At 67.8% G+C, this 21,862-nt stretch carries 19 protein-coding genes and 1 pseudogene; 13 read left to right on the forward strand and 7 right to left on the reverse strand.

Annotation, left to right across the window (positions count from 1 at the left end; genetic code table 11):
* Positions 1-209 precede the first annotated feature (209 nt).
* Positions 210-1,034, reverse strand: a pseudogene (locus WG924_RS26455) (fructosamine kinase family protein).
* Positions 1,035-1,069: 35 nt separating this feature from the next.
* Positions 1,070-1,543, reverse strand: coding sequence for a low molecular weight protein-tyrosine-phosphatase (locus WG924_RS26460; RefSeq protein WP_345936036.1), 474 nt, complete (start codon positions 1,541-1,543; stop codon positions 1,070-1,072).
* A 179-nt stretch (positions 1,544-1,722) separates the two neighbouring features.
* Between WG924_RS26460 and ppc the strand changes: the two genes are divergently transcribed.
* Positions 1,723-4,542 (forward strand): phosphoenolpyruvate carboxylase, encoded by a 2,820-nt coding sequence (ppc, locus tag WG924_RS26465; protein WP_372044898.1) that lies wholly within the window; start codon positions 1,723-1,725, stop codon positions 4,540-4,542.
* 49 nt (positions 4,543-4,591) lie between these two features.
* Here the strand turns inward: ppc and WG924_RS26470 are convergent, their stop codons facing one another.
* Entirely contained in the window at positions 4,592-5,590 is a 999-nt protein-coding gene (locus WG924_RS26470; RefSeq protein ID WP_345936037.1) for a LacI family DNA-binding transcriptional regulator, read from the reverse strand.
* A gap of 348 nt (positions 5,591-5,938) precedes the next feature.
* On the opposite strand from WG924_RS26470, the gene ptsP reads away from it, so the two are divergent.
* The 3 genes from ptsP to WG924_RS26485 all read left to right on the forward strand — a co-directional run bounded on the left by ptsP (position 5,939) and on the right by WG924_RS26485 (position 11,342).
* On the forward strand, positions 5,939-8,503 hold the full coding sequence (ptsP, locus tag WG924_RS26475) for a phosphoenolpyruvate--protein phosphotransferase (protein ID WP_345936038.1): 2,565 nt from the start codon (positions 5,939-5,941) through the stop codon (positions 8,501-8,503).
* Positions 8,500-9,510 carry a 1-phosphofructokinase gene (gene pfkB, locus WG924_RS26480; RefSeq protein WP_345936039.1) on the forward strand — a complete coding sequence of 337 codons (1,011 nt, stop codon included), beginning with the start codon at positions 8,500-8,502 and terminating at the stop codon, positions 9,508-9,510. Before ptsP ends, pfkB begins: the two co-directional genes overlap by 4 nt.
* Before the next feature lie 86 nt (positions 9,511-9,596).
* Positions 9,597-11,342 carry a fructose-specific PTS transporter subunit EIIC gene (locus WG924_RS26485; RefSeq protein WP_345936040.1) on the forward strand — a complete coding sequence of 582 codons (1,746 nt, stop codon included), beginning with the start codon at positions 9,597-9,599 and terminating at the stop codon, positions 11,340-11,342.
* Positions 11,343-11,381: 39 nt separating this feature from the next.
* Here the strand turns inward: WG924_RS26485 and WG924_RS26490 are convergent, their stop codons facing one another.
* Positions 11,382-12,065 carry a cysteine hydrolase family protein gene (locus WG924_RS26490; protein WP_188578590.1) on the reverse strand — a complete coding sequence of 228 codons (684 nt, stop codon included), beginning with the start codon at positions 12,063-12,065 and terminating at the stop codon, positions 11,382-11,384.
* 171 nt (positions 12,066-12,236) lie between these two features.
* Here WG924_RS26490 and WG924_RS26495 point away from each other — a divergent pair, with 171 nt between their 5' ends.
* The 6 genes from WG924_RS26495 to WG924_RS26520 all read left to right on the forward strand — a co-directional run bounded on the left by WG924_RS26495 (position 12,237) and on the right by WG924_RS26520 (position 17,573).
* Entirely contained in the window at positions 12,237-12,785 is a 549-nt protein-coding gene (locus WG924_RS26495) for a GNAT family N-acetyltransferase (protein ID WP_345936041.1), read from the forward strand.
* A gap of 144 nt (positions 12,786-12,929) precedes the next feature.
* Positions 12,930-13,193 carry a hypothetical protein gene (locus WG924_RS26500; RefSeq protein WP_345936042.1) on the forward strand — a complete coding sequence of 88 codons (264 nt, stop codon included), beginning with the start codon at positions 12,930-12,932 and terminating at the stop codon, positions 13,191-13,193.
* The gene (locus WG924_RS26505; RefSeq protein WP_345936043.1) at positions 13,174-13,878 is read left to right on the forward strand and encodes an SNIPE associated domain-containing protein; all 705 of its coding nucleotides are present in this window, start codon (positions 13,174-13,176) and stop codon (positions 13,876-13,878) included. Before WG924_RS26500 ends, WG924_RS26505 begins: the two co-directional genes overlap by 20 nt.
* Positions 13,879-13,899: 21 nt before the next feature.
* Positions 13,900-14,652 carry a GIY-YIG nuclease family protein gene (locus tag WG924_RS26510; RefSeq protein WP_345936044.1) on the forward strand — a complete coding sequence of 251 codons (753 nt, stop codon included), beginning with the start codon at positions 13,900-13,902 and terminating at the stop codon, positions 14,650-14,652.
* A 126-nt stretch (positions 14,653-14,778) separates the two neighbouring features.
* The gene (locus WG924_RS26515; protein ID WP_345936045.1) at positions 14,779-17,064 is read left to right on the forward strand and encodes an FdhF/YdeP family oxidoreductase; all 2,286 of its coding nucleotides are present in this window, start codon (positions 14,779-14,781) and stop codon (positions 17,062-17,064) included.
* Positions 17,061-17,573 carry a methyltransferase gene (locus WG924_RS26520; RefSeq protein ID WP_345936046.1) on the forward strand — a complete coding sequence of 171 codons (513 nt, stop codon included), beginning with the start codon at positions 17,061-17,063 and terminating at the stop codon, positions 17,571-17,573. Before WG924_RS26515 ends, WG924_RS26520 begins: the two co-directional genes overlap by 4 nt.
* A 41-nt stretch (positions 17,574-17,614) precedes the next feature.
* Here the strand turns inward: WG924_RS26520 and WG924_RS26525 are convergent, their stop codons facing one another.
* From WG924_RS26525 to bioB, 3 genes are all read right to left on the reverse strand, one after another.
* Positions 17,615-18,316 (reverse strand): SDR family NAD(P)-dependent oxidoreductase, encoded by a 702-nt coding sequence (locus WG924_RS26525; RefSeq protein ID WP_345936047.1) that lies wholly within the window; start codon positions 18,314-18,316, stop codon positions 17,615-17,617.
* Positions 18,317-18,449: 133 nt separating this feature from the next.
* A complete protein-coding gene (locus WG924_RS26530; protein WP_345936048.1) occupies positions 18,450-19,238 on the reverse strand; it encodes a glucose 1-dehydrogenase in 789 nt (262 codons plus the stop codon).
* 137 nt (positions 19,239-19,375) lie between these two features.
* Entirely contained in the window at positions 19,376-20,329 is a 954-nt protein-coding gene (gene bioB, locus WG924_RS26535; RefSeq protein WP_345936049.1) for a biotin synthase BioB, read from the reverse strand.
* Between the two features lie 113 nt (positions 20,330-20,442).
* Between bioB and WG924_RS26540 the strand changes: the two genes are divergently transcribed.
* Genes WG924_RS26540 through WG924_RS26550 form a run of 3 tightly spaced genes read left to right on the forward strand, consistent with a single transcriptional unit; the run spans position 20,443 to position 21,827 of the window.
* Positions 20,443-21,090, forward strand: coding sequence for a GntR family transcriptional regulator (locus WG924_RS26540; protein WP_345936050.1), 648 nt, complete (start codon positions 20,443-20,445; stop codon positions 21,088-21,090).
* Positions 21,091-21,111: 21 nt separating this feature from the next.
* Positions 21,112-21,462, forward strand: a complete 351-nt coding sequence (locus WG924_RS26545; RefSeq protein WP_345936051.1) for an ArsR/SmtB family transcription factor — start codon at positions 21,112-21,114, stop codon at positions 21,460-21,462.
* On the forward strand, positions 21,459-21,827 hold the full coding sequence (locus tag WG924_RS26550) for an SRPBCC family protein (protein ID WP_345936052.1): 369 nt from the start codon (positions 21,459-21,461) through the stop codon (positions 21,825-21,827). The genes WG924_RS26545 and WG924_RS26550 overlap by 4 nt, the downstream gene beginning before the upstream one ends.
* Positions 21,828-21,862 lie beyond the last annotated feature (35 nt).

A 21,862-nucleotide genomic window follows, 5' to 3' on the forward strand; every position in this document is an offset into this window, starting at 1 on the left:
TGGACAAAGTTTGGCGACTTCATCCTAACCCACTTCCGAGGGCGGCATGGCCACACCCGATCCCGGCATGCCGGGATCGGGTGTGGCGACAACTGTCAGGTAAATACCGTCACATCACAGTCAAACAGACATGAGCCGGCGGCGCAGGTCACCCCGCAATTTTCTCAAAAGCAGGGTGAGCGCCGTTCAACCAAGGGGTGCGGTGTGTGTCAGACGCCGAGCCGGTCGAGCAGGCCGGTGACCATCGGCCGATAGCCGGCGCCGAACAGCCTGAGATGGACCAGGGCCGGCCACAGCCGTTAGATCGCGAGCCGCTGGTCATGGCCGGGTGCTGGCGGGCCATAGGCCTCGAAGAAGGCAGGTGTGGGGGTATTGAACAGCCCAAGCATGGCGATGTCGACCTCGGCCGCGCCGTGATAGCAGGCCGGATCGATCAAGCCGGTGATGCGACCATTGGCCACCAGGATGTTGCCGCCCCACAGATCGCCATGGAGCAGGGCGGCGGGCGGGTGCGCCGGCAGGCGGTCGTGCAGGCTGGCGATCAGGCGCTCGATCCGCCGGGCAAGTGGCGGGTCGAGCGCCGGCAGATGCACCGCCAGCCGGCAGGCGGCCCAGAAACCGGGCCAGTCCGGGTCAGAGGACGCCGGATGACCGGCCCGCGACATCTGGTTGACGATGGCAAGCGGGCCGAAGGCATAGTCGTCGGGCCAGCCATAACCGTCGCCCCGGCAGGCGTGGAGGGTGGCGAGCGCCCGGCCGAGTGCGCCCCAGGCGTCATCCGGCCGGCCGGTATCGGCGAGGCACTCCAGCACCAGAAGTTGGTCGTCTACCGCCAGCACCGCCGGGGCCGGCGCGCCAGCGGCCGCGATCGCGCGCAGCATCGCCGCCTCGACGCGCGGCGCCGGGCCGGTCTTGGCAATGACGGTGCCGCCGCAGGCCAGCCCGATCCAGATCACCCGCGACAGATCACCGCCATGGCAGAGGCTGGCGGAGACCACCTCGGTGCCAAGCAGCATGGCCGCATGGGCCGTCATCGCCGGGACCGGGGCTGTGGCCGGCGACCATGCCATCAGCCGCCCGCCAAGAGATGCCGGACGAACCCTTCGGCGCCGGCCGTGACGTCGCGCCAGGTGACGTCGAAGCCGTCATCGGCACCGTAATAGGGGTCGGCGACCGCCTGACCGGCACGGCCGGGCACATGATCGAGCAACAGGCTGATCCGGGCTGTGGTATCGGTCGGGCTGAGGGCTGCCAGAGCATCGAGATTGTCGTGATCCATCGCGACCAGATGGGTGAAGCGCCGGAAATCGGCCCGGGTCACCTGCCGCGCGCGATAGCCTGAGATGTCGATGCCATGGCGGCGGGCAACGGCGCGGGCGCGGCGGTCGGGCGGCTCGCCGGCATGCCAGCCGCCGATGCCGGCGCTGTCGACCGTGATCTCCAGCCCCTGACGGGCGGCTTCGGCGCGGAGTGCGGCTTCCGCCAGCGGCGACCGACAGATATTGCCAAGGCAGATGAGGAGGATCGCTGAATGTCCGGCCATGAGGCTTGGGTGTCTCCGCAATGCAATGGATGGCCATCGGATGCCTGCTTCATCTGTGCCGCAACTGCCGCGCGCTGGCAAGGCCGGCGCCTTGCCAGGCGCGGCCAGCGCCTTGCCAAGTGGCGCCGGAGCCGTGAAGATCGGGGAGGGCTGGGTGTGCACTGCGGGAGAGCGGCATCGTGAACGACTGGATCGGCACGACACGGAGCGGGGCAAGCGGGGAACTGCCATCGGATGCGGCACTCAAGGACGACATTCGATTCCTTGGCCGGATTCTGGGCGATATCGTGCGCGATCAGGAAGGGGCGGCGGTGTTCGATCTGGTGGAACGGATCCGCCAGACCTCGATCCGCTTCCACCGCGACGAGGATCGCGCCGCTCATGACGAGCTGGATGCGCTGCTGGGCGGCATGGGCACGGCCCAGGGGCTGAAGATCGTTCGTGCCTTCAGCTATTTCTCGCATCTGGCCAATATCGCCGAGGACCAGGACCGGCTGCGCCAGCACCGCGCCGGCATGGCCGATGGCGACGGCCCGGCGGTGGGCACGCTGGGTTATGCGCTCGCGCGGGCCGGCACCGCCGGCATCGATGGGGCGGCGCTGGCCCGGTTCTTCGACAGCGCGCGGGTGAGCCCGGTGCTGACCGCCCATCCGACCGAGGTGCGGCGCAAAAGCACGCTGACCCGCGAGATGGAGATCGCGGGCCTGCTGGACCGCCGCGATCGGGAACGCTCAACCGGCGAGGAGGCCGACGCGATCGAGGAACAGATCGTGCGGGCGGTGCTGGGCTTGTGGCAGACGGCGATGCTGCGGCGCACAAAACTGACCGTGATCGACGAGGTGGTCAACGGTCTGTCCTATTACGACTATACCTTCCTGACCGAACTGCCGGCGCTGTATGGCAACCTGGAAGACATGCTGGCGCGGGGTGCCGGCCGTCGCGTGCAGGGCAAGGGCGGCGGCCGTGGCGGCGCCACGCGCACGCTGCCGGTGGCGTCGTTCCTGCGCATGGGGAGCTGGATCGGCGGCGACCGTGACGGCAATCCCTTCGTGACCGCCGAGGTGCTGCGCACCACCATGCGCATGCACACCCGCCACGCGATGCGATGGTATCTGTCGGAACTGCACGAACTGGGGGCGGAACTGTCGCTGAGCGTGTCGCTGGTGCCGGTGTCGGATGCCCTGCTGGCCCTGGCCAATGCCTCGCCTGAACGGGCCGAGCATCAGGTGCTGGAGCCCTATCGCCGGGCGATCAGCTTCATCTATGCCCGGCTGGCGGCGACGGCGGTGGCGCTGGATGTGGCCGATGCCGTGGGCCGGCGGGCGGTGGCGGCCGAACGCTATGACGATGCGGCAAGCCTGGGCCGGGATCTGGACGTCATCCACGCATCCCTGGTCGCCAACGGATCGGGGCTGCTGGCGCGCGGGCGGCTGCGGCGGCTGCGGCGGGCGGTCGACTGCTTCGGCTTTCATCTGGCGGCGCTGGATCTGCGCCAGAATGCCGATGTTCATGAACGCAGCGTCGCCGAATTGCTGGAGGTGGCCGAGCCCGGCACCGATTACACGGCGCTGGACGAGGCGGCGCGGGTGGCGCTGCTGGCGCGCGAACTGGCCACCGCCCGGCCGCTGGTTTCGCCCTTCGCCGATTATGGTGCTGAAACGGCCAGCGAGCTCGATATCCTGCGCCATGCGGCGGCGATACACGCCCGGCTGGGCGCGGCCGCGATCGAGAACGTGATCATCTCGAAGACCGACGGCACGTCCGATCTGCTGGAACTGGCCCTGCTGCTGAAAGAGGTGGGGCTGGTGCGGCCCGACGGCATCAGTGCGGTCAATATCGTGCCGCTGTTCGAGACCATCGACGATCTGCGCAACGGAGCTGAGATCATGGCGCGCGCCTTCGCCTGCCCGGAATACCGCCGGCTGGTCGCCAGCCGCGGCGATGTGCAGGAGGTGATGCTGGGTTATTCCGACAGCAACAAGGATGGCGGCTTCGTCACCTCGCGCTGGGAGCTGTACAAGGCCGAAACCCGACTGGTCGAGACCTTCAAGGCTGCGGGCATCGCGCTGCGCCTGTTCCACGGCCGGGGCGGATCGGTCGGCCGGGGTGGCGGATCGGCCTATGACGCAATTCTGGCGCAGCCGGCCGGCGCCGTGGGCGGCCGCATCCGGGTGACCGAACAGGGCGAGATCATCTCCAGCAAATACGCCAATCCGGGGCTGGGGCGGCGCAATCTGGAAACCCTGGTCGCGGCGACGCTGGAGGCGAGCCTGCTGCCGGTATCGGCGCCGGCCGATATCGAGGCCGATATGGCGGCGATGGAGGCGCTGTCGGATGCGGCCTTCGCCGCCTATCGCGGGCTGGTCTATGAGACGCCGGGCTTCGAGGATTATTTCTGGGCCGCGACCGTGATTACTGAAATCGCGTCGCTGAACATCGGCAGCCGTCCGGCATCGCGTAGCCGCACGCGGCGGATCGAGGATCTGCGCGCCATCCCCTGGGTGTTCAGTTGGGCGCAGTGCCGGGCGATGCTGCCTGGCTGGTATGGCTTCGGCGCGGCGGTCAATGCCTGGTGTGCGGCGCATCCCGATGACGGAATGGCCCGGCTGACCGCGATGTATCGCGACTGGCCGTTCTTCACCACCCTGGTGTCGAACATGGAAATGGTCCTGGCCAAGACCAGCATGGCGATTGCGTCGCGCTATGCCGAACTGGTGCCGGATGTGGCCCTGCGTCAGCAGATCTTCGGCCGCATCCGGGCGGAATGGCAGGCCTCGACCGATGCTCTGCTGGCGATCACCGGCCAGACGGCGCTGCTGGACCACAACCCGGTGCTGGCCCGCTCGATCCGCGACCGCTTCCCCTATCTGGACCCGCTGAACCATGTTCAGGTCGAGATGCTGCGCCAGCACCGATCGGAAGCCGGCAGCGAGCGGCATCTGTCGGGCATCCACCTGACGATCAACGGTATCTCGGCCGGCCTGCGCAACAGCGGATGACCTGCGGGCGGTGTGCGGGGCGCGGGCAGAGGCTTGCGGCCCGTTCAGATCAGTTCGCGACGGCCCGCAGGCGGGGACCGGTTGATCCGCGCAGGATCGGCCGGCCCGACAGCACCATCTTGCGGGCGGGGCCGCCGGGGCGCGACAGGCGGTCGAACAGCAATTGCATGGCGGTGGTGCCGATTTCATGCACCGGCTGTTCGATCACCGTCAGGCCGGGGCCGACCAGACCGGTCCAGGTTTCGTTGTCGAACCCGGCCACGGCCAGATCGTGGGGCATGCTGAGCCCCAGGCGGCGCACCGCACGGGCGGCACCCAGCAGCAACTGGCCATTGCTGGCGATCACCGCATCCGGCCGGTCGGGTGCCGCCAGCCAGCGCAGCAACTCGGCCTCGCCGGCATCGGCGGTGGGCGCCACGAACTGTGCCGGTGCGGCGAGGCCGCGGGCGCTGAGTATGGCCGCGAAACCGGCATGGCGTTCGACACCGGTGGTGCTGGTGTTGCCGAACAGACCACCGATCCGCCGATAACCCTGTTCCAGAAGGTGCGAGACCAGGGTGCCGGCCGCGGCGGCGTTGTCGAGCACGACCGCGTCATGCAGGCCCGGCGGGCCGGCGCGGTCGATCAGCACGGTGGGAAAATCCAGCGGCGATTGCGACAGCGCTTCGGCTGATTTCCGGGTGGGCGCGAAGATCAGGCCGGTGACCCGTTCCTCCTGCATCAGCCGCAGATACAGGGCTTCCTTTTCCGGATTCTCGTCGGTGTTGCACAGGATGACGCGCATGCCGGCGTCATAGGCCGCATCCTCCACCGCACGGCTGACGGCGGTGAAGAACGGGTTGCGGATGTCCGACACGATCAGCCCGATGGTGCGGCTGTGCTGCGACCGCAGCCGTCGGGCCGAGAGGTTGGGACGATAGCCGGTGGCACGGATCGCGGTCTCCACCTTGGCGCGCAGGCCCGTGCTGACCGGGCCGCCGGTCAGCACGCGGGACACGGTGGCGACCGATACGCCGGCTTCGCGGGCAACATCCTTGATTCTGGTCATGACCCTGGTTCTGATCGTGGATCTGAAATCGTTTTCAGTGCAGTGAAGATCATTTTCGCTGATCGGATGGCTGAATGCAAGCATATGCTGCACTGCAGCATATGTGCGAACCGGTGCTGCCTTGACATCAAAACTGTAATCGATTTCAATTCCCCAACCGACGCGTTTCCCGGCGGCTCGCCATGGGGTTCCCTCTGGGGCCCGAGTGGCTGTAATCGCAGGGAATGCGCGCCGGAGATGCGGTGCCGTGCCCGACAGTGCCGCCGCAGATCCGGACCTTCAGTCATGCTATTGCTTGTGCGCCGCGGGCCACCCAAGAAGCCCGGCGCCCGGAGGATACCCGCGCCGATGACCCCTGCCGCCCCGCCCCCCGTATCGCCTCCCCCCGTATCGCCTTCCCCCATAGCACCGCCGGCAATCGTCCGCCGGGATCTGATCCGGCTGAACGCCAGCCCGGCCGACAAGGCGGCGGCGATCCGCGAAGCGGCGCAGATGCTGGTGGCGGCGGGGTTGATCGCGCCCGCCTATGCCGGCAGCATGGAACGGCGCGAGGCGGTGGCGAATACCTTCCTGGGCGCCGGTGTCGCCATTCCCCACGGCATGGTCGAGGATCGGGGCATGGTGCGCGGCAACGGCGTCGCCATCCTGCAGATCCGCGACGGCGTGACCTGGAATGACGGTCAGACCGCGCGACTTGTGGTGGCGATCGCCGCCACATCCGATGCCCATATCGGCATCCTGCGCCGGTTGACCCGGCTGTTGCAGGATGAAGACCGGCTGGCGCGGCTGATGGTGACCGACCAGCCCGGCGATATTCTGCGTGCGCTGACCGATGACGCCGATACCGCCGGCGGGTCCGGGATGCCCGCCGGCGATCTTCCGCGCAGCTTCACCTGGACCGTCGACTATCCGACCGGCCTGCATGCCCGGCCGGCGGCAAGCTGGGCCGATACCGCAAGGCGGTTCGCCGGGCCGATCCGCGTGCGCCACGGCACCGAGACCGCCGACGCCAAGAACATGATCCCATTGCTGCAACTGGGCCTGCGCGCCGGTGACGAGATCACGGTTTCGGCCGATGGTGCCGATGCCGACCGGGCGCTGGAGCGGATGCGCGCGGTGATGACCCGGATCAGTGCCGAGGAACAGACGGCGGCCCGGCGTGCGGCCGAACGCGCCGCCGCCCCCACCACCGGCTGGACACCACCGGCGGACGACCGCTCGCCGGTGGTCGCGGGCCTTGCCGCCAGCCCCGGTCTGGCGATCGGCCGGGTGCATCTTCTGGCCACCGGGCCGCTGACGGTGCCCGACCGGCCGGTGCCGCTGATCGAGGGCGGCGATATTCTGCATGATGCGCTGCAACTGACCCGTGAACAGTTGAAGGTGCTGGCCGACGATACCGCCCGCCGGCTGGGTGCCGCCGAGGCCGGTATTTTCCAGGCCCAGGCCGGTCTGCTGGATGATGCCGATCTGGTCACCCTGACCTGCCAGTTGATGGTTGAAGGCCATGGCGTCGCCTGGTCGTGGCACGAGGCGGTGGAGCGTCAGGCATCGGCGCTGGCCCGCCTCGACAATCCGGTGCTGGCGGCGCGTGCGGCCGATCTGCGCGATGTCGGCCGGCGGGTGCTGCTGCGGATCGATCCATCGCTGAAGGCCGGCGGGGCCGACGACCTGCCGGATGAACCATGCATCCTGATCGCGCCCGATCTGTCGCCCTCGGATACCGCCGGGCTGGATACCGGCCGGGTGATCGGGCTGGCGACCGCCCAGGGCGGCCCGACATCGCATACCGCCATCCTGGCCCGCACGCTGGGGCTGCCGGCCATGGTCGCGGGTGGCGGCAGCCTGCTGGATCTTGAGCCGGGCACCCGGGTGATCCTGGATGGTCAGGCCGGCCGGCTCTACCCCGACCCGTCGGATGCGGCGATCGCCTCGGCCACGGCCTGGGCCGCCGAACAGCAGGCGCAGCGCTTGCGCGATGCCGAGCAACGCGGCCTGCCGGCCCGCACCCGCGATGGCCATACGGTGGAAATCGGCGCCAATGTGAACCGCCCCGATCAGGTGGCGATGGCGCTGGACCAGGGCGCCGAGGCGGTGGGGCTGATGCGCACCGAATTCCTGTTCCTGGAACGCAGCCGCACCCCGGACGAGGACGAGCAATACGCCTATTACCGTGATATGGCGGCGGCGCTGGACGGCCGGCCGCTGATCGTGCGGGCGCTGGATATCGGCGGCGACAAACAGGTGGCGCATCTGGGCCTGCCGCATGAGGACAATCCGTTCCTGGGCGTGCGTGGCGCCCGGCTGCTGCTGCGCCGGCCCGATCTGCTGGAGCCGCAATTGCGCGCCTTGTACCGGGCCGCGGCCGATGGTGCGCGGCTGTCGATCATGTTTCCGATGATCACCTCGCTGGGCGAGGTGCTGGAGCTGCGCCGGATCGCCGAGGGGATTCGCACAGAACTGGGTGCCCCGGAGGTGCCGCTGGGGATCATGGTCGAGGTGCCGTCCACCGCGATCCAGGCCGATATCTTCGCGCCTCATGTCGATTTCTTCTCGATCGGCACCAATGATCTCACCCAATACGGGCTGGCGATCGACCGCCAGCACCCCGACCTTGCGGCCGAGGCCGACAGCCTGCATCCGGCGGTGCTGCGGCTGATCGCGATGACGGTGGACGGTGCACGCAAATCCGGCCGCTGGGTGGGCGTCTGTGGCGGCATCGCCGGCGATCCGTTCGGCGCCGCCCTGCTGGTCGGGCTGGGGGTCGAGGAATTGTCGATGACCCCGCGCGACATTCCGGCGGTGAAGGCGCGGCTGCGCCAACTGGATCACGTGGCCTTGCAACGCCTGGCCGCCGAGGCATTGGCTGCCGGCACCGCGGCGGATGTCCGCGCGCTGGAAGGGCGGCTGTCATGACGGCCGGCATGCAGAGGCGGGCATCTGAACAGGCACCCGCACCGGTCGTGACCGTGACCCTGAACCCGGCGATCGACCAGACCGTGATCATCGACCGCCTGACCCCCGGTGCCGTGCACCGCGCCCGGCGGGTGGAGCGCAATGCCGGCGGCAAGGGTGTGAATGTCGCAAGCTGTCTGGCCGATTGGGGCCTCGCCGCCACCGTCACCGGTGTGCTGGGGCAGGACAATACCGCCAGCTTCGATGCCCTGTTCGCGGCCGGCGGCATCGCCGACCGCTTCATCCGGGTGCCGGGTGCGACCCGGGTCAATATCAAGCTCGCCGATCTGGACAGCGCCGACACCACCGACATCAATCTGCCGGGACTGGATGTCGACACCGCCGCCATCGGCCGATTGATGGCGGTGCTGGACGACGTGGCCGGGGCCGGGGCGATCGTGGTGCTGGCCGGCAGCCTGCCGGCCGGGGTCGATACCGACCTCTACCGGGTGCTGACCGGTTATCTGCGCGGCCGCGGGGTGCGGGTGGTGCTGGATACCAGCGGCCCGCCGCTTGCGGCGGCACTCGATGCCCCCCCGGAGGCCATGCCCGATTGCGTGAAGCCCAATCGCGCGGAACTCGCCGACTGGGCCGGCCGGCCACTGGATGATGGCGCGGCGGTGGTGGAGGCCGCCCGCGCCCTGGTCCGGCGCGGCATCGGGCTGGTGGTGGTGTCGCTGGGCGCCGATGGCGCGCTGTTCGTCACCGTCGATGATGTCATCCATGCCGCCCTGCCGCCGGAGCGGGTGTTGAGCACGGTGGGCGCGGGCGACGCCATGGTTGCCGGCATCGTGGCGGCGATGGCCGAGGGGGTGGCGATCGAGGATCTGGCCCGGCGCGGGGTTGCCTTCGCCACGGCCAAGCTGGCGCTGGTGGGGCCGCATCTGCCGCCGGCGCCCCGCGTCGCGGCCCTGGCGGCGCAGGTGATGCTGGATCATCCGCTTTCCCCCGCAGGCCTGCGGGCCTGAGCGCCGACCATCGCCATCCGGCGGCCCCGCTGCTTCCGCTCCCGCACATGATACGGCGCCCAGAGATGCCGTGACGGAGGAACCCCATGTTGATACTGCTGGCCGTGATCACGGCCGATGACCGCAGCACCCGCGGGGTGCTGGCCGCCGAGGCGTTGCGCAAGCGGGCGGCTGAGCAGGGCCATCACCTGTCGATCGAACTGCGCCACGGCGATGATGTCCGCGATCCGATCGCGCCTGAGGCGATCGCCGGCGCCGATGCGGTGCTGCTGATCGGCGGCGCGGGTGATGCCACGCGCTTCGCCGGCCGCCATCAGGTGACCGCCACCATCGACGACGTGCTGCGCGATCCGGCGGCCGTGCTGGCGCGGGCCACGGCGCCCGCCGCCGCACCCGCCGCACCGGCTTCCGATGCACCGGCTTCCGACGCACCGAAACGGATCGTGGCCATCACCTCATGCCCGACCGGCATTGCCCATACCTTCATGGCGGCGGAAGGCATTCTTCAGTCGGCAAAGGCGCTGGGCCATGAGGCGCGGGTGGAGACGCAAGGCTCGGTCGGTGCCCGGGATGCGCTGACCGCCGACGAGATCCGCGCCGCCGATATCGTGATCATTGCCGCCGACACCCAGGTCGATCTGTCGCGTTTCGCGGGCAAGCGGGTCTATCTGTCGGGCACCAAGCCTGCGATCAATGACGGCCGCGCGTTGATCGGGCGCGCCTTCGCCGAAGCGACCATGCAGGGCGGTGGCACGGAGCCGGCCGCCGCTGTCGCCGCCGATACCAGGACGGGCGGCGGCAGCGGCCGCACCGGGCCCTACCGGCATCTGATGACCGGCGTGTCGTTCATGCTGCCCTTCGTCACCACCGGCGGCCTGCTGATCGCGATCGCCTTCGCGCTGGGCGGCATCTATGCCTATGAGGATGCCAATCAGGGCACGCTGGCCTATGCCCTGTTCCAGATCGGCGCCAAGGGCGCCTTCGCGCTGATGGTGCCGGCGCTGGCCGGCTATATCGCCTATTCGATCGCCGACCGGCCGGGCATCGCGCCGGGCATGATCGGCGGCATGCTGGCGGCGGAACTGGGCGCGGGGTTTCTGGGTGGCATCGTCGCCGGCTTCATCGCCGGCTATGGCACGGCCTGGCTGAACCGCAACATCCGGCTGCACAAGAATCTGGAAGGCCTGAAGCCGGTTCTGATCCTGCCGATCCTGGGCTCGCTGCTCACCGGTCTGCTGATGATCTATGTGGTGGGCGAACCGGTGGCGCAGTTGCTGGCGGTGCTCAGCGCCTGGCTGAAGGGCATGCAGGGTGGCAGCGCAATCGCGCTCGGCCTGATCCTGGGGCTGATGATGGCCTTCGATATGGGCGGGCCGGTCAACAAGGCCGCCTATGCCTTCTCCACCGGTCTGATCGCATCGGAAATCTATGGGCCGATGGCGGCGGCGATGGCCGCCGGCATGACCCCGCCGCTGGGCATCGCGCTCGCCACCAAGCTGTTTCCCGGCCGGTTCACCCGCGACGAGCGCGAGGCCGGCAATGCCGCCGCCGTGCTGGGGCTGGCCTTCATCAGTGAAGGCGCCATTCCCTTCGCCGCCCGCGACCCGCTGCGGGTGATCCCGTCGCTGATGATCGGATCGGCACTCGCCGGCGCGATTTCCATGGCGGTGGGGGCACAGTTGAAGGTGCCCCATGGCGGCGTGTTCGTGCTGCCCATCCCGAATGCCGTGGTGTCGCTTGGCGGCTATCTGGTGGCGCTGATCGCTGGCACCGTGGTCACGGCGCTGATGCTGCGGGTGCTGAAGAAGCCGGCGCCGGTTGTGCCGGCCTGACAACGGCCCAGGCTGTTCACGGCCCACGCTGTCGATGGCTCAGGCCGCACGCCGTCTTTCCCAGGTCTCGATCAGATCGGCGGCGTCGGCGACCAGCCCCAGATGCATGGCGATGATCCGCCGGCTCGATGCCTCAAGATCGGCATTGGTGCCGGCGATCAGATCGTTCAGCACCGTCACCCGATAGCCCAGATTGGAGGCGTCGAAAGCGGTGTTCAGCACGCAGCAATCGGCCAGACAGCCGTTCAGCACCACCGATTGCACGCCCATATTGCGCAGCAGGAAATCCAGATCGGTGGGATAGAAGGCCGACAGCCGCTTCTTCGACGACACGATCAGGTCGCGGTCGTCGACATCGGTCACGAATTCGGTCCAGTGCGAGCCCTCGATGGCATGGGCGTCGGCATTCGGGATCGGCCCCACATGCAGCGGAAACACCCGCCGCCAGGCCGAGCTGATGCCGTGGATGTCGTCGATGCCGCTACGCCGCAGGGTGCTGCGGACATGGATGACCGGCACGCCCAGCCGGCGGGCGGCGGCGTGGAAGCGGTCGACACCATCGACGATCGCCCGCGCCCGCGGCGCGGGGCAGGGGCAGTCGGGGCTGTCTTCCAGATGGCCGCGGTGCAGGTCGATGGAGATGACCGCCGTGCGCGCCGGGTTCAGGAAATCGTCGAACCCGCTGTCGAGCGGCCGCCGCTCGGCGTCGATATAGACATGCATGGCCTGTACAGCCCTCGATACGGAAGCGTGTGGCCGGGGGTGGCGGTGATGGTAGTGCAGATCCGGTCGGGGGGGAATGGACGACACCGCCGCAATCATCCGTCTTGCGACAGGCGGGCTGCCGAATGATGCTGTCCGTCAGGTGGCATTCAGGCGCGGACGAGGCGGATCATGACGATGGAAATGGCGCGTCAACTGGCGGTGCGGGCGATCCGCCCGGCGGAGACTGGTGATCTCGCCGCGATCGCCACGATTTACGGCCATCACGTGCTGACCGGCCGCGCCTCGTTCGAAGAGCAGCCGCCAACGGCGGGCGAGATGCGCGCCCGCCATGCGGCGATCACGGGCGCCGGCTATCCTTATCTGGTCTGCACCATCGACGGCGCCGTCGCCGGCTATGCCTATGCCAGCCTCTACCGCGCCCGTCCGGCCTATCGCTATGTGGTCGAGGATTCGGTCTATATCGCCCCCGGGCTGGAGGGGCAGGGCATCGGCCGCGCGCTTCTGGCCGCCCTGATCGACCACTGCGCCGCCGGCCCCTGGCGCCAGATGATCGCGGTGATCGGCGACAGCGGCAATGCCGGCTCGATCGGCCTGCATGCGGCGCTGGGCTTCGAGATGATCGGCACCTTCCGCTCGATCGGCTTCAAATTCGGCGGCTGGGTCGACTCGGTGCTGATGCAGCGCCCGATCGGACCGGGGGATATGACATTGCCGTGAGGTGATCTGTCGCCGCGTTCAGACGAAAAACACAGTGCATTTTGCAGTAACTGACACGCTTTTGATTGGGATCTTGATCTACCTGTCGGAGATTGGGCCCAGTGCGCCCCGTATCCTACATCCTGAGAGCAGAACGAGGACAGAGTGGAGCTGTACGCCCTATTTTTCGTAATCGGTCTGTTGGTCGTTCTATATCTCATCAACCTTTCGAGGGCACGGCGCGCGAAAGAAGCACTGGGCCACGTGATCGCAGATCTGAGCCGTGATCTGGACGCATTGCGCGTGCGCAACCACGAACTGACAGCTGAGAATGAGAGCCTCGTCCCCTTCCGGGATGTGCAGGATGCTGCGGCTGAGGCCGCTCGACTGAGGGCTGGCGCTGTGGGCGATGTCGCGGCCGCAATCTGAAGCGCAGACCATCAGGACAGCCGCACAGGCGGCCCTGGATGCGGCTTTGAACGAGTCGCGATCGATTCTGGCCGCGGCGGCCGCCGAAGCATCGGATGTCGTCAGGCAGGCTCGGGCCGATGCCGATATTTGGCGTCGGGATGCCCGGACGGGCAGTGTCGAGACGAAGCGGAAAGCCGATGAACAGGCGGCTGCCGTGATTGCCGATGCAAATCTACGCGCGGCCAAGCTGGTGAGCGATGCCGAGGCGCGAGCACAGGAGATCGCCGGTGATGCCTATCGCGCCCTCACGCGTGCCGAACACCTCGAAGAGACCGTGACGGCGATGCGCAATGTCATACAAGGATATGGTGATCGATATCTAAAACCGACCTATGGCCTGTTGGATCAGTTGGCCGATGACTACAGCTTTGACGAGGCTGGTCGGGCATTGAAGCGGGCGCGGACCAACAGTCAGAGCATGGTCAATTCCGACCGGGCGGCGACGTGCGACTACGTAGAGCCGCGCCGACGTGAAACGGCAATCCGTTTTGTGCTCGATGCTTTCAACGGCAAAGTCGACACTGTCCTGGCGCGTGTGAAATCCGACAACGTCGGTACTCTGGAGCAGCAGATCCAGGATGCGTATTCTCTGGTGAACCATAGTGGCAGCGCATTCAGGGATGCCCGGATCACGCCGGAATAACTTGCAAGCCGTCTGGAGGAGTTGAAGTGGGCGGCATCTGCGATCGCGCTCAAGGATCGGGATCGCGAAGAGCAGCGGCGCATCCGTGAACAGATCCGGGAAGAAGAGCGGGCGCGTCGCGAGATCGAGCGGGCGCTGCGCGATGCCGCGAAGGAAGAGGACGGCTTGCGAAAGGCCATGACCAAGGCTCTGGCTCAGGCCGCGCGGGCAAATGACGAGCAACGGACCGCCTTTGAGATGCAGGTCGCGGAACTGGAACGCCGGCTGGCGGAGGCCGAGGTCAAGAACCAGCGCGCGCTTTCAATGGCGCAGCAGACGAAGGCCGGCCATGTCTATGTCATCTCGAATGTGGGCTCGTTCGGCGAGCACGTTTTCAAGGTGGGCATGACACGCCGGCTCGACCCGTTGGACCGGGTCCGGGAGTTGGGAGACGCGAGCGTTCCCTTTCCATTCGACATCCATGCCATGACCTGGGCGGAGGATGCACCGGCGCTGGAGAACGTCCTCCACAAGCGCTTCGTCGCTGACCAGGTCAACAAGGTGAACCCGCGCAAGGAATTCTTCAAAATTTCGCTGGAAAGCCTGCGCGGTGTCGTCGAGGAACGTGGCCTTCAGACGACCTGGACCCTCGCGGCCGCAGCCAGCCAATACCGCGAGACACTGGCGATCGAGAATGAACTGGCCGGACAGACGCCGGCGGCGCGGGCATGGCTCGACAGTCAACTCGACCTTGCCGACGACGCCTTTGTCCCCATGGCAGAGACGGAAGACTGACGCTGCCGTGGCCAGCGGGCAGTCTGGCGTCGCCCCGGGCCACCCGGAACCAACCTCGCGGTCGGGGCGTTGGAAGGGGATCGTACCCTTCCCTGACAACGCTCCACCAGAGGACACCGATCTGCCATGGCACGCGATCTTCGCTTCGAGCCCCATGACCAGCCGGCGGGCGGCTGGGGTTCGGTACGGTCCCTGTTCCGGCACGCGACCAATGCCCATAGCTGGAGCCGCGCGGTGCCGGTGCTGCCGAAGCAGAACAAGCCCGGTGGCTTCATGTGCGTGAGCTGCGCCTGGGCGAAGCCGGCGGAACCGCACAGCTTCGAGTTCTGCGAGAACGGCGCCAAGGCAACCTTCTGGGAACTGACCACAGACCGGGTCGAAACCGGCTTCTTTGCCGATCACACGGTCAGCGACCTGCTGGGCTGGTCGGATCACGCGCTGGAGGCCGAGGGCCGGCTGACCCGGCCGATGCGCTATCACGCCCCGACCGACACCTATGTGGTGGTGTCGTGGAAGGAGGCGTTCGACGATATCGGCGCGCGACTGAAGGCGTTCGAACCCGACCGGGTGGTGTTCTATGCCTCGGGCCGTGCCTCGCTTGAGACTTCGTATATGTATCAGCTATTCGCGCGGCTCTATGGCACCAACAATCTGCCCGACAGTTCGAACATGTGCCACGAGACCACCTCGAAGGCACTGCCCGAGAGCATCGGCGTGCCGGTCGGCACGGTACGGCTCGACGAATTCGATGCGACCGACTGCATCCTGTCTTTCGGGCAGAATGTCGGCAGCAACGCGCCGCGCATGCTGCATCCGCTGCAGCGCGCGGCCGAACGCGGCGTGCCGATCGTGGTGTTCAATCCTTTGCGTGAACGCGGCTGGGAAACCTTCATCAATCCACAGGCGCCGGGTGAGATGATCACCCGCGAGCCCACCGACCTCGCCTCGCAATATCATCAGGTACGGGCCGGCGGCGACATCGCGGTGCTGATGGGGATGTGCAAGGTGCTGGTCGATCGCGATGACGAGGCCAGGGAAGCCGGGGCCCCGCGGGTGCTGGACGTGGACTTCATCCAGGAACACACCCACGGCTTCGAGGATTTCATCAGCCGGGTTCGCGCCAGCCGATGGGACGAGATCGAGCGGGCCTCGGGCCTCAGCCGTCAGGCGATCGAGGCGGCGGCGACCACCTATCTCAACGCCCGGCGGGTGATCGCGATCTATGGCATGGGGCTGACCCAGCACCGGCGCGGCGTCGACAGCATCCAGATGCTGATCAACCTGTTGCTGCTGCGCGGCAATATCGGCCGGCACGGCGCCGGTATCCTGCCGGTGCGCGGCCATTCGAATGTCCAGGGCCAACGCACGGTGGGCATCGCCGACGAGCCGCATCTGGTGCCGCTGGACCGGCTGGCGGCGCAGTATCATTTCGAGCCGCCCCGCAACAAGGGTCTGAACACGGTGGAGGCCTGCGAGGGGATCATCGCCGGCACGGTCGACGCCTTCATCGGTCTGGGCGGCAATTTCGTGCGCGCCATCCCCGATCGCGCGCGGATGGAACCGGCCTGGCGCCGGCTGAAGCTGGCGGTGCATGTGGCGACCAAGCTGAACCGCAGCCATCTGATCACCGCCGAGACCACCTATGTTCTGCCCTGCCTGGGGCGGCTGGAGGTCGACGAACAGGCGACCGGCCCACAGATCGTGACCATGGAGGACAGCACCGCCTGTATCCACGCCTCACGCGGGGTGGCGCCGCCGGCGGGCCCGCATCTGCTGTCGGAACCGAAGATCGTGGCGGAACTGGCCAAGGCGACGCTGCCATCCAATTCTCGTGTGCCGTGGGACGACTGGGTGGCCGATTACGGCCGCATCCGCGACGCCATCGAGGAAACCTTCCCTGAGGATTTCAAGGACATGAACCGGCGGATGGGCACGCCCGGCGGTTTTCCCCGGCCGCTGGCGGCGCGCGAGCGGCGCTGGAACACCGATACCGGCCGGGCCAATTTCAAATGCCCGTCCAGCCTGAACGCCAGCTTTGATGCCGATGACGATCCGGCGGTGATGCGGCTGCTGACCCTGCGCTCCAACGACCAGTTCAACACCACCGTCTATGGTTATGACGATCGGTTTCGCGGCATCCATGGCAGCCGGATGGTGCTGATGATGAATGCCGACGACATCATCCGACTGGGCTTGACCAGGGGTGGCATGGCCACGCTGACCACAGTTGCCGATGACGGCGTCAGCCGCCGGATGGATGGCTTCACCATCGTGGAATACAACATTCCCCATGGCTGCTGCGGCGCCTATTACCCTGAATGCAACGCCCTGATCCCGCTGTCGCACTATGCCGAGGGCAGCAAGACGCCGGCGGCCAAATCGGTGCCGGTGCGGGTGAGCGCACAACCATGACGCCGCCGGCCGCAGGGGCCCAGGCGGGCCCGGGGCCGCCGGGGCGGGATGGGGAGCGACGCGTCAGGCGGTCGGGCCGGCTGGCCCTGGCGGTTCTGGTCGTCGCGTTGCTGGCGGCGATGGGGGTGCTGTCGCGGTTATGGCCCGAGGGTCGGCTGTTGCCGCCGCCCTGGCAGTTCATCGGGCTGGTGCCGCTGATGGCAGGGTTGATGATACCACTGGCGGTGAACCGCCGCTTGCGGCGGATCGACGAGACCCGCGACCGCGAGCCGGACGTTCTGATCGCCGACGGTATCTTCGGCCACAGTCGCAACCCGGTGTGTCTGGGCTTCGCGTTACTGCTGCTGGGGGCGGCGCTGATCTTCAACGTCGCCGCCGCCCTGTTGCCGGTGGTGGTCTATGTGGTGGTGGCCGACATCTGGGCCATCAGGCCCGAAGAGCAGCGGATGGCGCGGCGGTTCGGGGCCGAATACGCGGCCTATCGCCGCCGGGTCCGCCGGTGGATCTGAGCCGGGCCCATGGCGCCGGTCGGCTGCCGCCCGGCGCTTGATCACCAGGTTTCGCGGAACGGCCGCACTTCGGTCAGAAACGACCAGGCGCTTTTCGGCTGATGCGCGAGATGCCAGAGCTCGGCGGCGATGTCGGCAGGCTGGATGAAAAAATCGTCGGGTGCATCGGGATCGCGGGCGCGGGCGCGGGCCGAGTCGATCACCGCGTCGATCACCAGATAGGCGACATGCACGCCTTGGGGGCCCAGGTCGCGGGCGATCGCCTCGGCCAGTATCCTCTGGGCTGCCTTGGTCGGGGCGAATCCCGCGAAATTCGCCCGCCCGCGCAGGGCCGAGGTATTGCCGGTGACCAGGATCGCGCCGCGCCCGGCGGTGACCATGGCCGGCGAGACCCGGCGGGCCAGATGCATCAGAGCCATGACGTTGACGTCGAAGTTTCGCGCCAGCACCGCCGGATCAATGGTCATGAAGCTGCCGAAGGCGCCGCCGACGGCATTGTGCACCACCACCTCCGGCGCGCCGGCCCAGGCTTCGGCCCGGTCGGTCGCCGCCATGAAGGCGGCGGTATCGGTGACGTCGGCCGGGCAGGCGAGGGTGCCGGGAACCTCGGTCGCGATGGCGTTCAGCCGCTCGGCATCACGGGCGATCATCGCCACCCTGAAGCCGCCTTCGACAAAGCGGCGGACGGTGGCGAGCCCGGTGCCGGGGCCGACGCCGGTGACGAGTGCGGCTTTGGCGGTCATGATGCTCCTGCCCTCCTGATCCGGTATCGGCCGTGACGGACGATGGCGTTTAAATTATAATCATCCTGTAAAATAGATTGATCGCGCCGTTGTCGTCAATGGTGACCGGGTGGGCCAGGCGCCGACCGGCCCCTCAGACAGAGGCCATATAACCGCCATCGACATAGAGCAGGGTGCCGGTGATATAGGCGGCGGCGGGCGACGCCAGAAAGATGGCGGCACCGAGCAGGTCGTCGACCGCGCCGAACCGGCCGGCGGGAATGCGGGCGAGCATCGCCTGTCGCCAGCCGGGGTCGTTGAAGAACACGTCTGTCATGTCGGTGCGGAAATAGCCGGGGCCGATGCCGTTGACCCGGATGCCATGCGGGGCCCATTCGGTGGCAAGCGTGCGGGTCAGCCCCAGCAGGCCGCTTTTCGAGGCACCATAGGCCGCCGCCGTCGGCACGCCGACCTCGGATGTCAGCGAGCAGATGTTGACGATGGCGCCGCCACCCGCGGGCGCCATGATCCGGCCGGCCGCCTGGGCGCAGAAGAAGGCGCCCTTCAGATTGGTGTCGTGGATGCGGTTCCACAAGGCCTCGTCGACATCCAGCGACGGGCAGACCTGCTCGATGCCGGCATTGTTGACCAGGATATCCAGCCCGCCCAGACGTTCGGCGGCATGGGCGATGCCGGCCTGCGCCACAGATGTGTCGGCGACGTCGAAGGGGGCTGCCACCGCGGCACCGCCGGCGCCGATGATCCGGGCCACTACCCGTTCGATGGCGGTGAGGTCGCGGCCCGACACGGCAACCGCCGCCCCGGCCTGAGCCAGCCCCAGGGCCAGGGCTCGGCCGATGCCGCGACTGGCGCCGGTGACCAGCGCCTTGCGGCCGGCAAGGGAGAACCGGGCGAGGACATCGGTGGGCAGGGTATGGGGCATCGGTCTGGGATCCTGACGGTGGCGATGGCAGACGATGATCGGCCTTGCGCGGTCTTGTATCAATGCTCCGGCGTGGCTCATGCCAATCAGTGGGGCCAATCAGTGGGGGCCAACCAGCGGGGGCCGACCGGGCGCTGTCAGGCCGAAGCCTCGGCTGTCAGGCCCAGGCGGCGCAGCAACTGCCCGTCGCGATCCTCGCCGGGATTGGCGGCGGTCAGCAGCCGGTCGCCGATGAAGATCGAATTGGCGCCGGCGAGAAAGCACAATGCCTGCATCTCGTCGGTCATCGCCGTGCGCCCCGCCGTCAACCGGACATGGGATGCGGGCATCAGGATACGGGCGGTCGCCACCACCCGCACGAAGGCGATCGGATCGACCGGCGGCGCATCGGCGAGCGGCGTGCCGGGCATCGGGATCAGCAGATTGATCGGCACGCTTTCCGGCGGCTCGGGCAGGTTGGCCAGGGTCACCAGCATGTCGATACGGTCGTCGATGCTCTCCCCCAGGCCCAGAATGCCGCCGGCGCAGACCTTGATGCCGGCGGCCCGGGCCCGGTCGAGCGTTTCCAGCCGGTCGCCATAGCCGCGGGTGCTCACGACCTGCGGGTAGAAGCGCTCGGAGGTGTCGAGATTGTGGTTGTAGAAATCGAGCCCGGCGGCGGCCAGCCGGCCGGCCTGATCGCCGCTCAGCATGCCCAGCGTCATGCAGGTCTCAAGCCCCAGCGCTTTGACGCCATCGACCATCGCCACCAGCATGTCCATGTCGCGATCCTTGGGCTCGCGCCAGGCGGCGCCCATGCAATAACGCGTGGCGCCGCCGGCCCTGGCCCGGCGCGCCTCGTCGATCACTCGTTCCACCGCCATCAGCCGGCCGGCCTTCAGCCCGGTGGCGTGATGGGCGGACTGGCTGCAATAGCCGCAATCCTCGGCACAGCCGCCGGTCTTGATGTTGAGCAGCGTCGACAACTGCACCCGGTTCGGATCGAACTGCGCCCGATGCACGGTCTGGGCGCGGAACAGCAGATCGTTGAACGGCGCGTCGTGAACATCGCGCGCGGCGTCACGGCTCCAGCGGGGGGTCGGATCCGGCATTGCGTCCTCCATATTATTATAGATAATCTATAAATGATCTGGCCCTGGTGTCAGTATTGCGAAGGATTTCCGGCGAGGCATCCGGATTCTTCATAGATTATCTATAAGTGATCATGGCTGAAACGATTGCAGAGCGGATCGCGCGGGTGTTGAGCGCCCGTATTGTCAGTGGCGAGCTGGCGCCGGGCACGGCCTTGCGGCAGGACCGGATCGCGGAAGATTTCGAGGCGAGCCATGTGCCGGTGCGCGAGGCATTCCAGCGCCTGAAGGCCCAGGGGCTGGCGGTGGCGGAGCCCCGCCGGGGCATGCGGGTGGCGCCGCTGGACCCGACATCGATGATGGAAATCGTCGAGATCCGCGCCCGGCTGGAACCGCTGGCCCTGAAGGTGGCCACGCCGTTGATGAACGCCCCCGCGTTCGAGCGGATCGAACGGGCGCTGGTCGCCGGCGAAGCGGCCCGCACCATGGCCGACTGGGAACGCGCCAATCAGTCGTTCCACCGCGAACTCGCCGCTCCCTGCCGGATGCCGCGTCTGCTGGCGATGATTGACGATCTGCAACTGGCCAGTGCCCGGATCATCTTCGCGGTCCATCGCTCGGCCGGCTGGCAGCCCGGATCGAACCATGCCCATCGCCAGATCTTCAACGCGGTGAAGCGCCGCGATGCGGTGCGCGCCGTGGCCCTGCTGGAAAGCCATATCCGCATGCTGGAACGGCCGGCCGGGGCCGAGGCTGCGATCACGGTCTTGCCTGACACATAAGCCTGTGCTTATGTATAAATCATGATCGAGACCAACCCCTCCGGGGCGGATGGCGTGGCCACACCGCCCGATATCTTCAAGGCCCTGGCCGACCCGACCCGCTGCGCGATCTTCGAGAAGCTGGCGGGCGGTGCCATGAATGCCAGCCGCCTGCGCGACGGCATGACGATCAGCCAGCCCGCGATGTCGCAGCATCTGGCGGTGCTGCGCAAGGCAGGCCTGGTGCGTGAGCATCGTCAGGGGCGCTTCGTGAATTACGAGGTCGACCCGGCGGGGTTGGCGCAGATGGCCGGCTGGCTGGCGAAATACCGGGCGTATTGGCCGGCGCGGGTCGAGGCGTTGACCGCGCTGCTGAAGGACATGGATCAATGAGCGACACCGAAGCCGATGGCGCCCCCGGAGATCTGGGGCCGCCGCATCTGACACTGGAATACGACCTCGACGCACCGCCCGACCGGGTCTGGCGGGCGATCAGCCAGCCCGCATTCCGCGAGGCATGGTTGCCGGCGCGGGATCTGGCCGATGAAAGGCCGGTATCGTCCGAGCCCGGCCGGCAGGTGGGCTATCGGCTGCGCGAGGCCGCGCCGCCGTTTCTTGAAAGCGTGGTGACGTTCCAACTGCGGCCCAATGCCGATGGCGGCACCCGGCTGAGGATCGTTCACGGGCTGACCGGTGCCGGCGAAGCACGGCCGTGCCCGGCGAACCACAACCGCCGCGAGCAGATGCGCGCGGCCTGATGATGCCCCCACACCAGCCGCATCCCGGCGCCGGA

The organism is Tistrella arctica (genome assembly GCF_039630945.1).
Lineage (GTDB): Bacteria > Pseudomonadota > Alphaproteobacteria > Tistrellales > Tistrellaceae > Tistrella > Tistrella bauzanensis.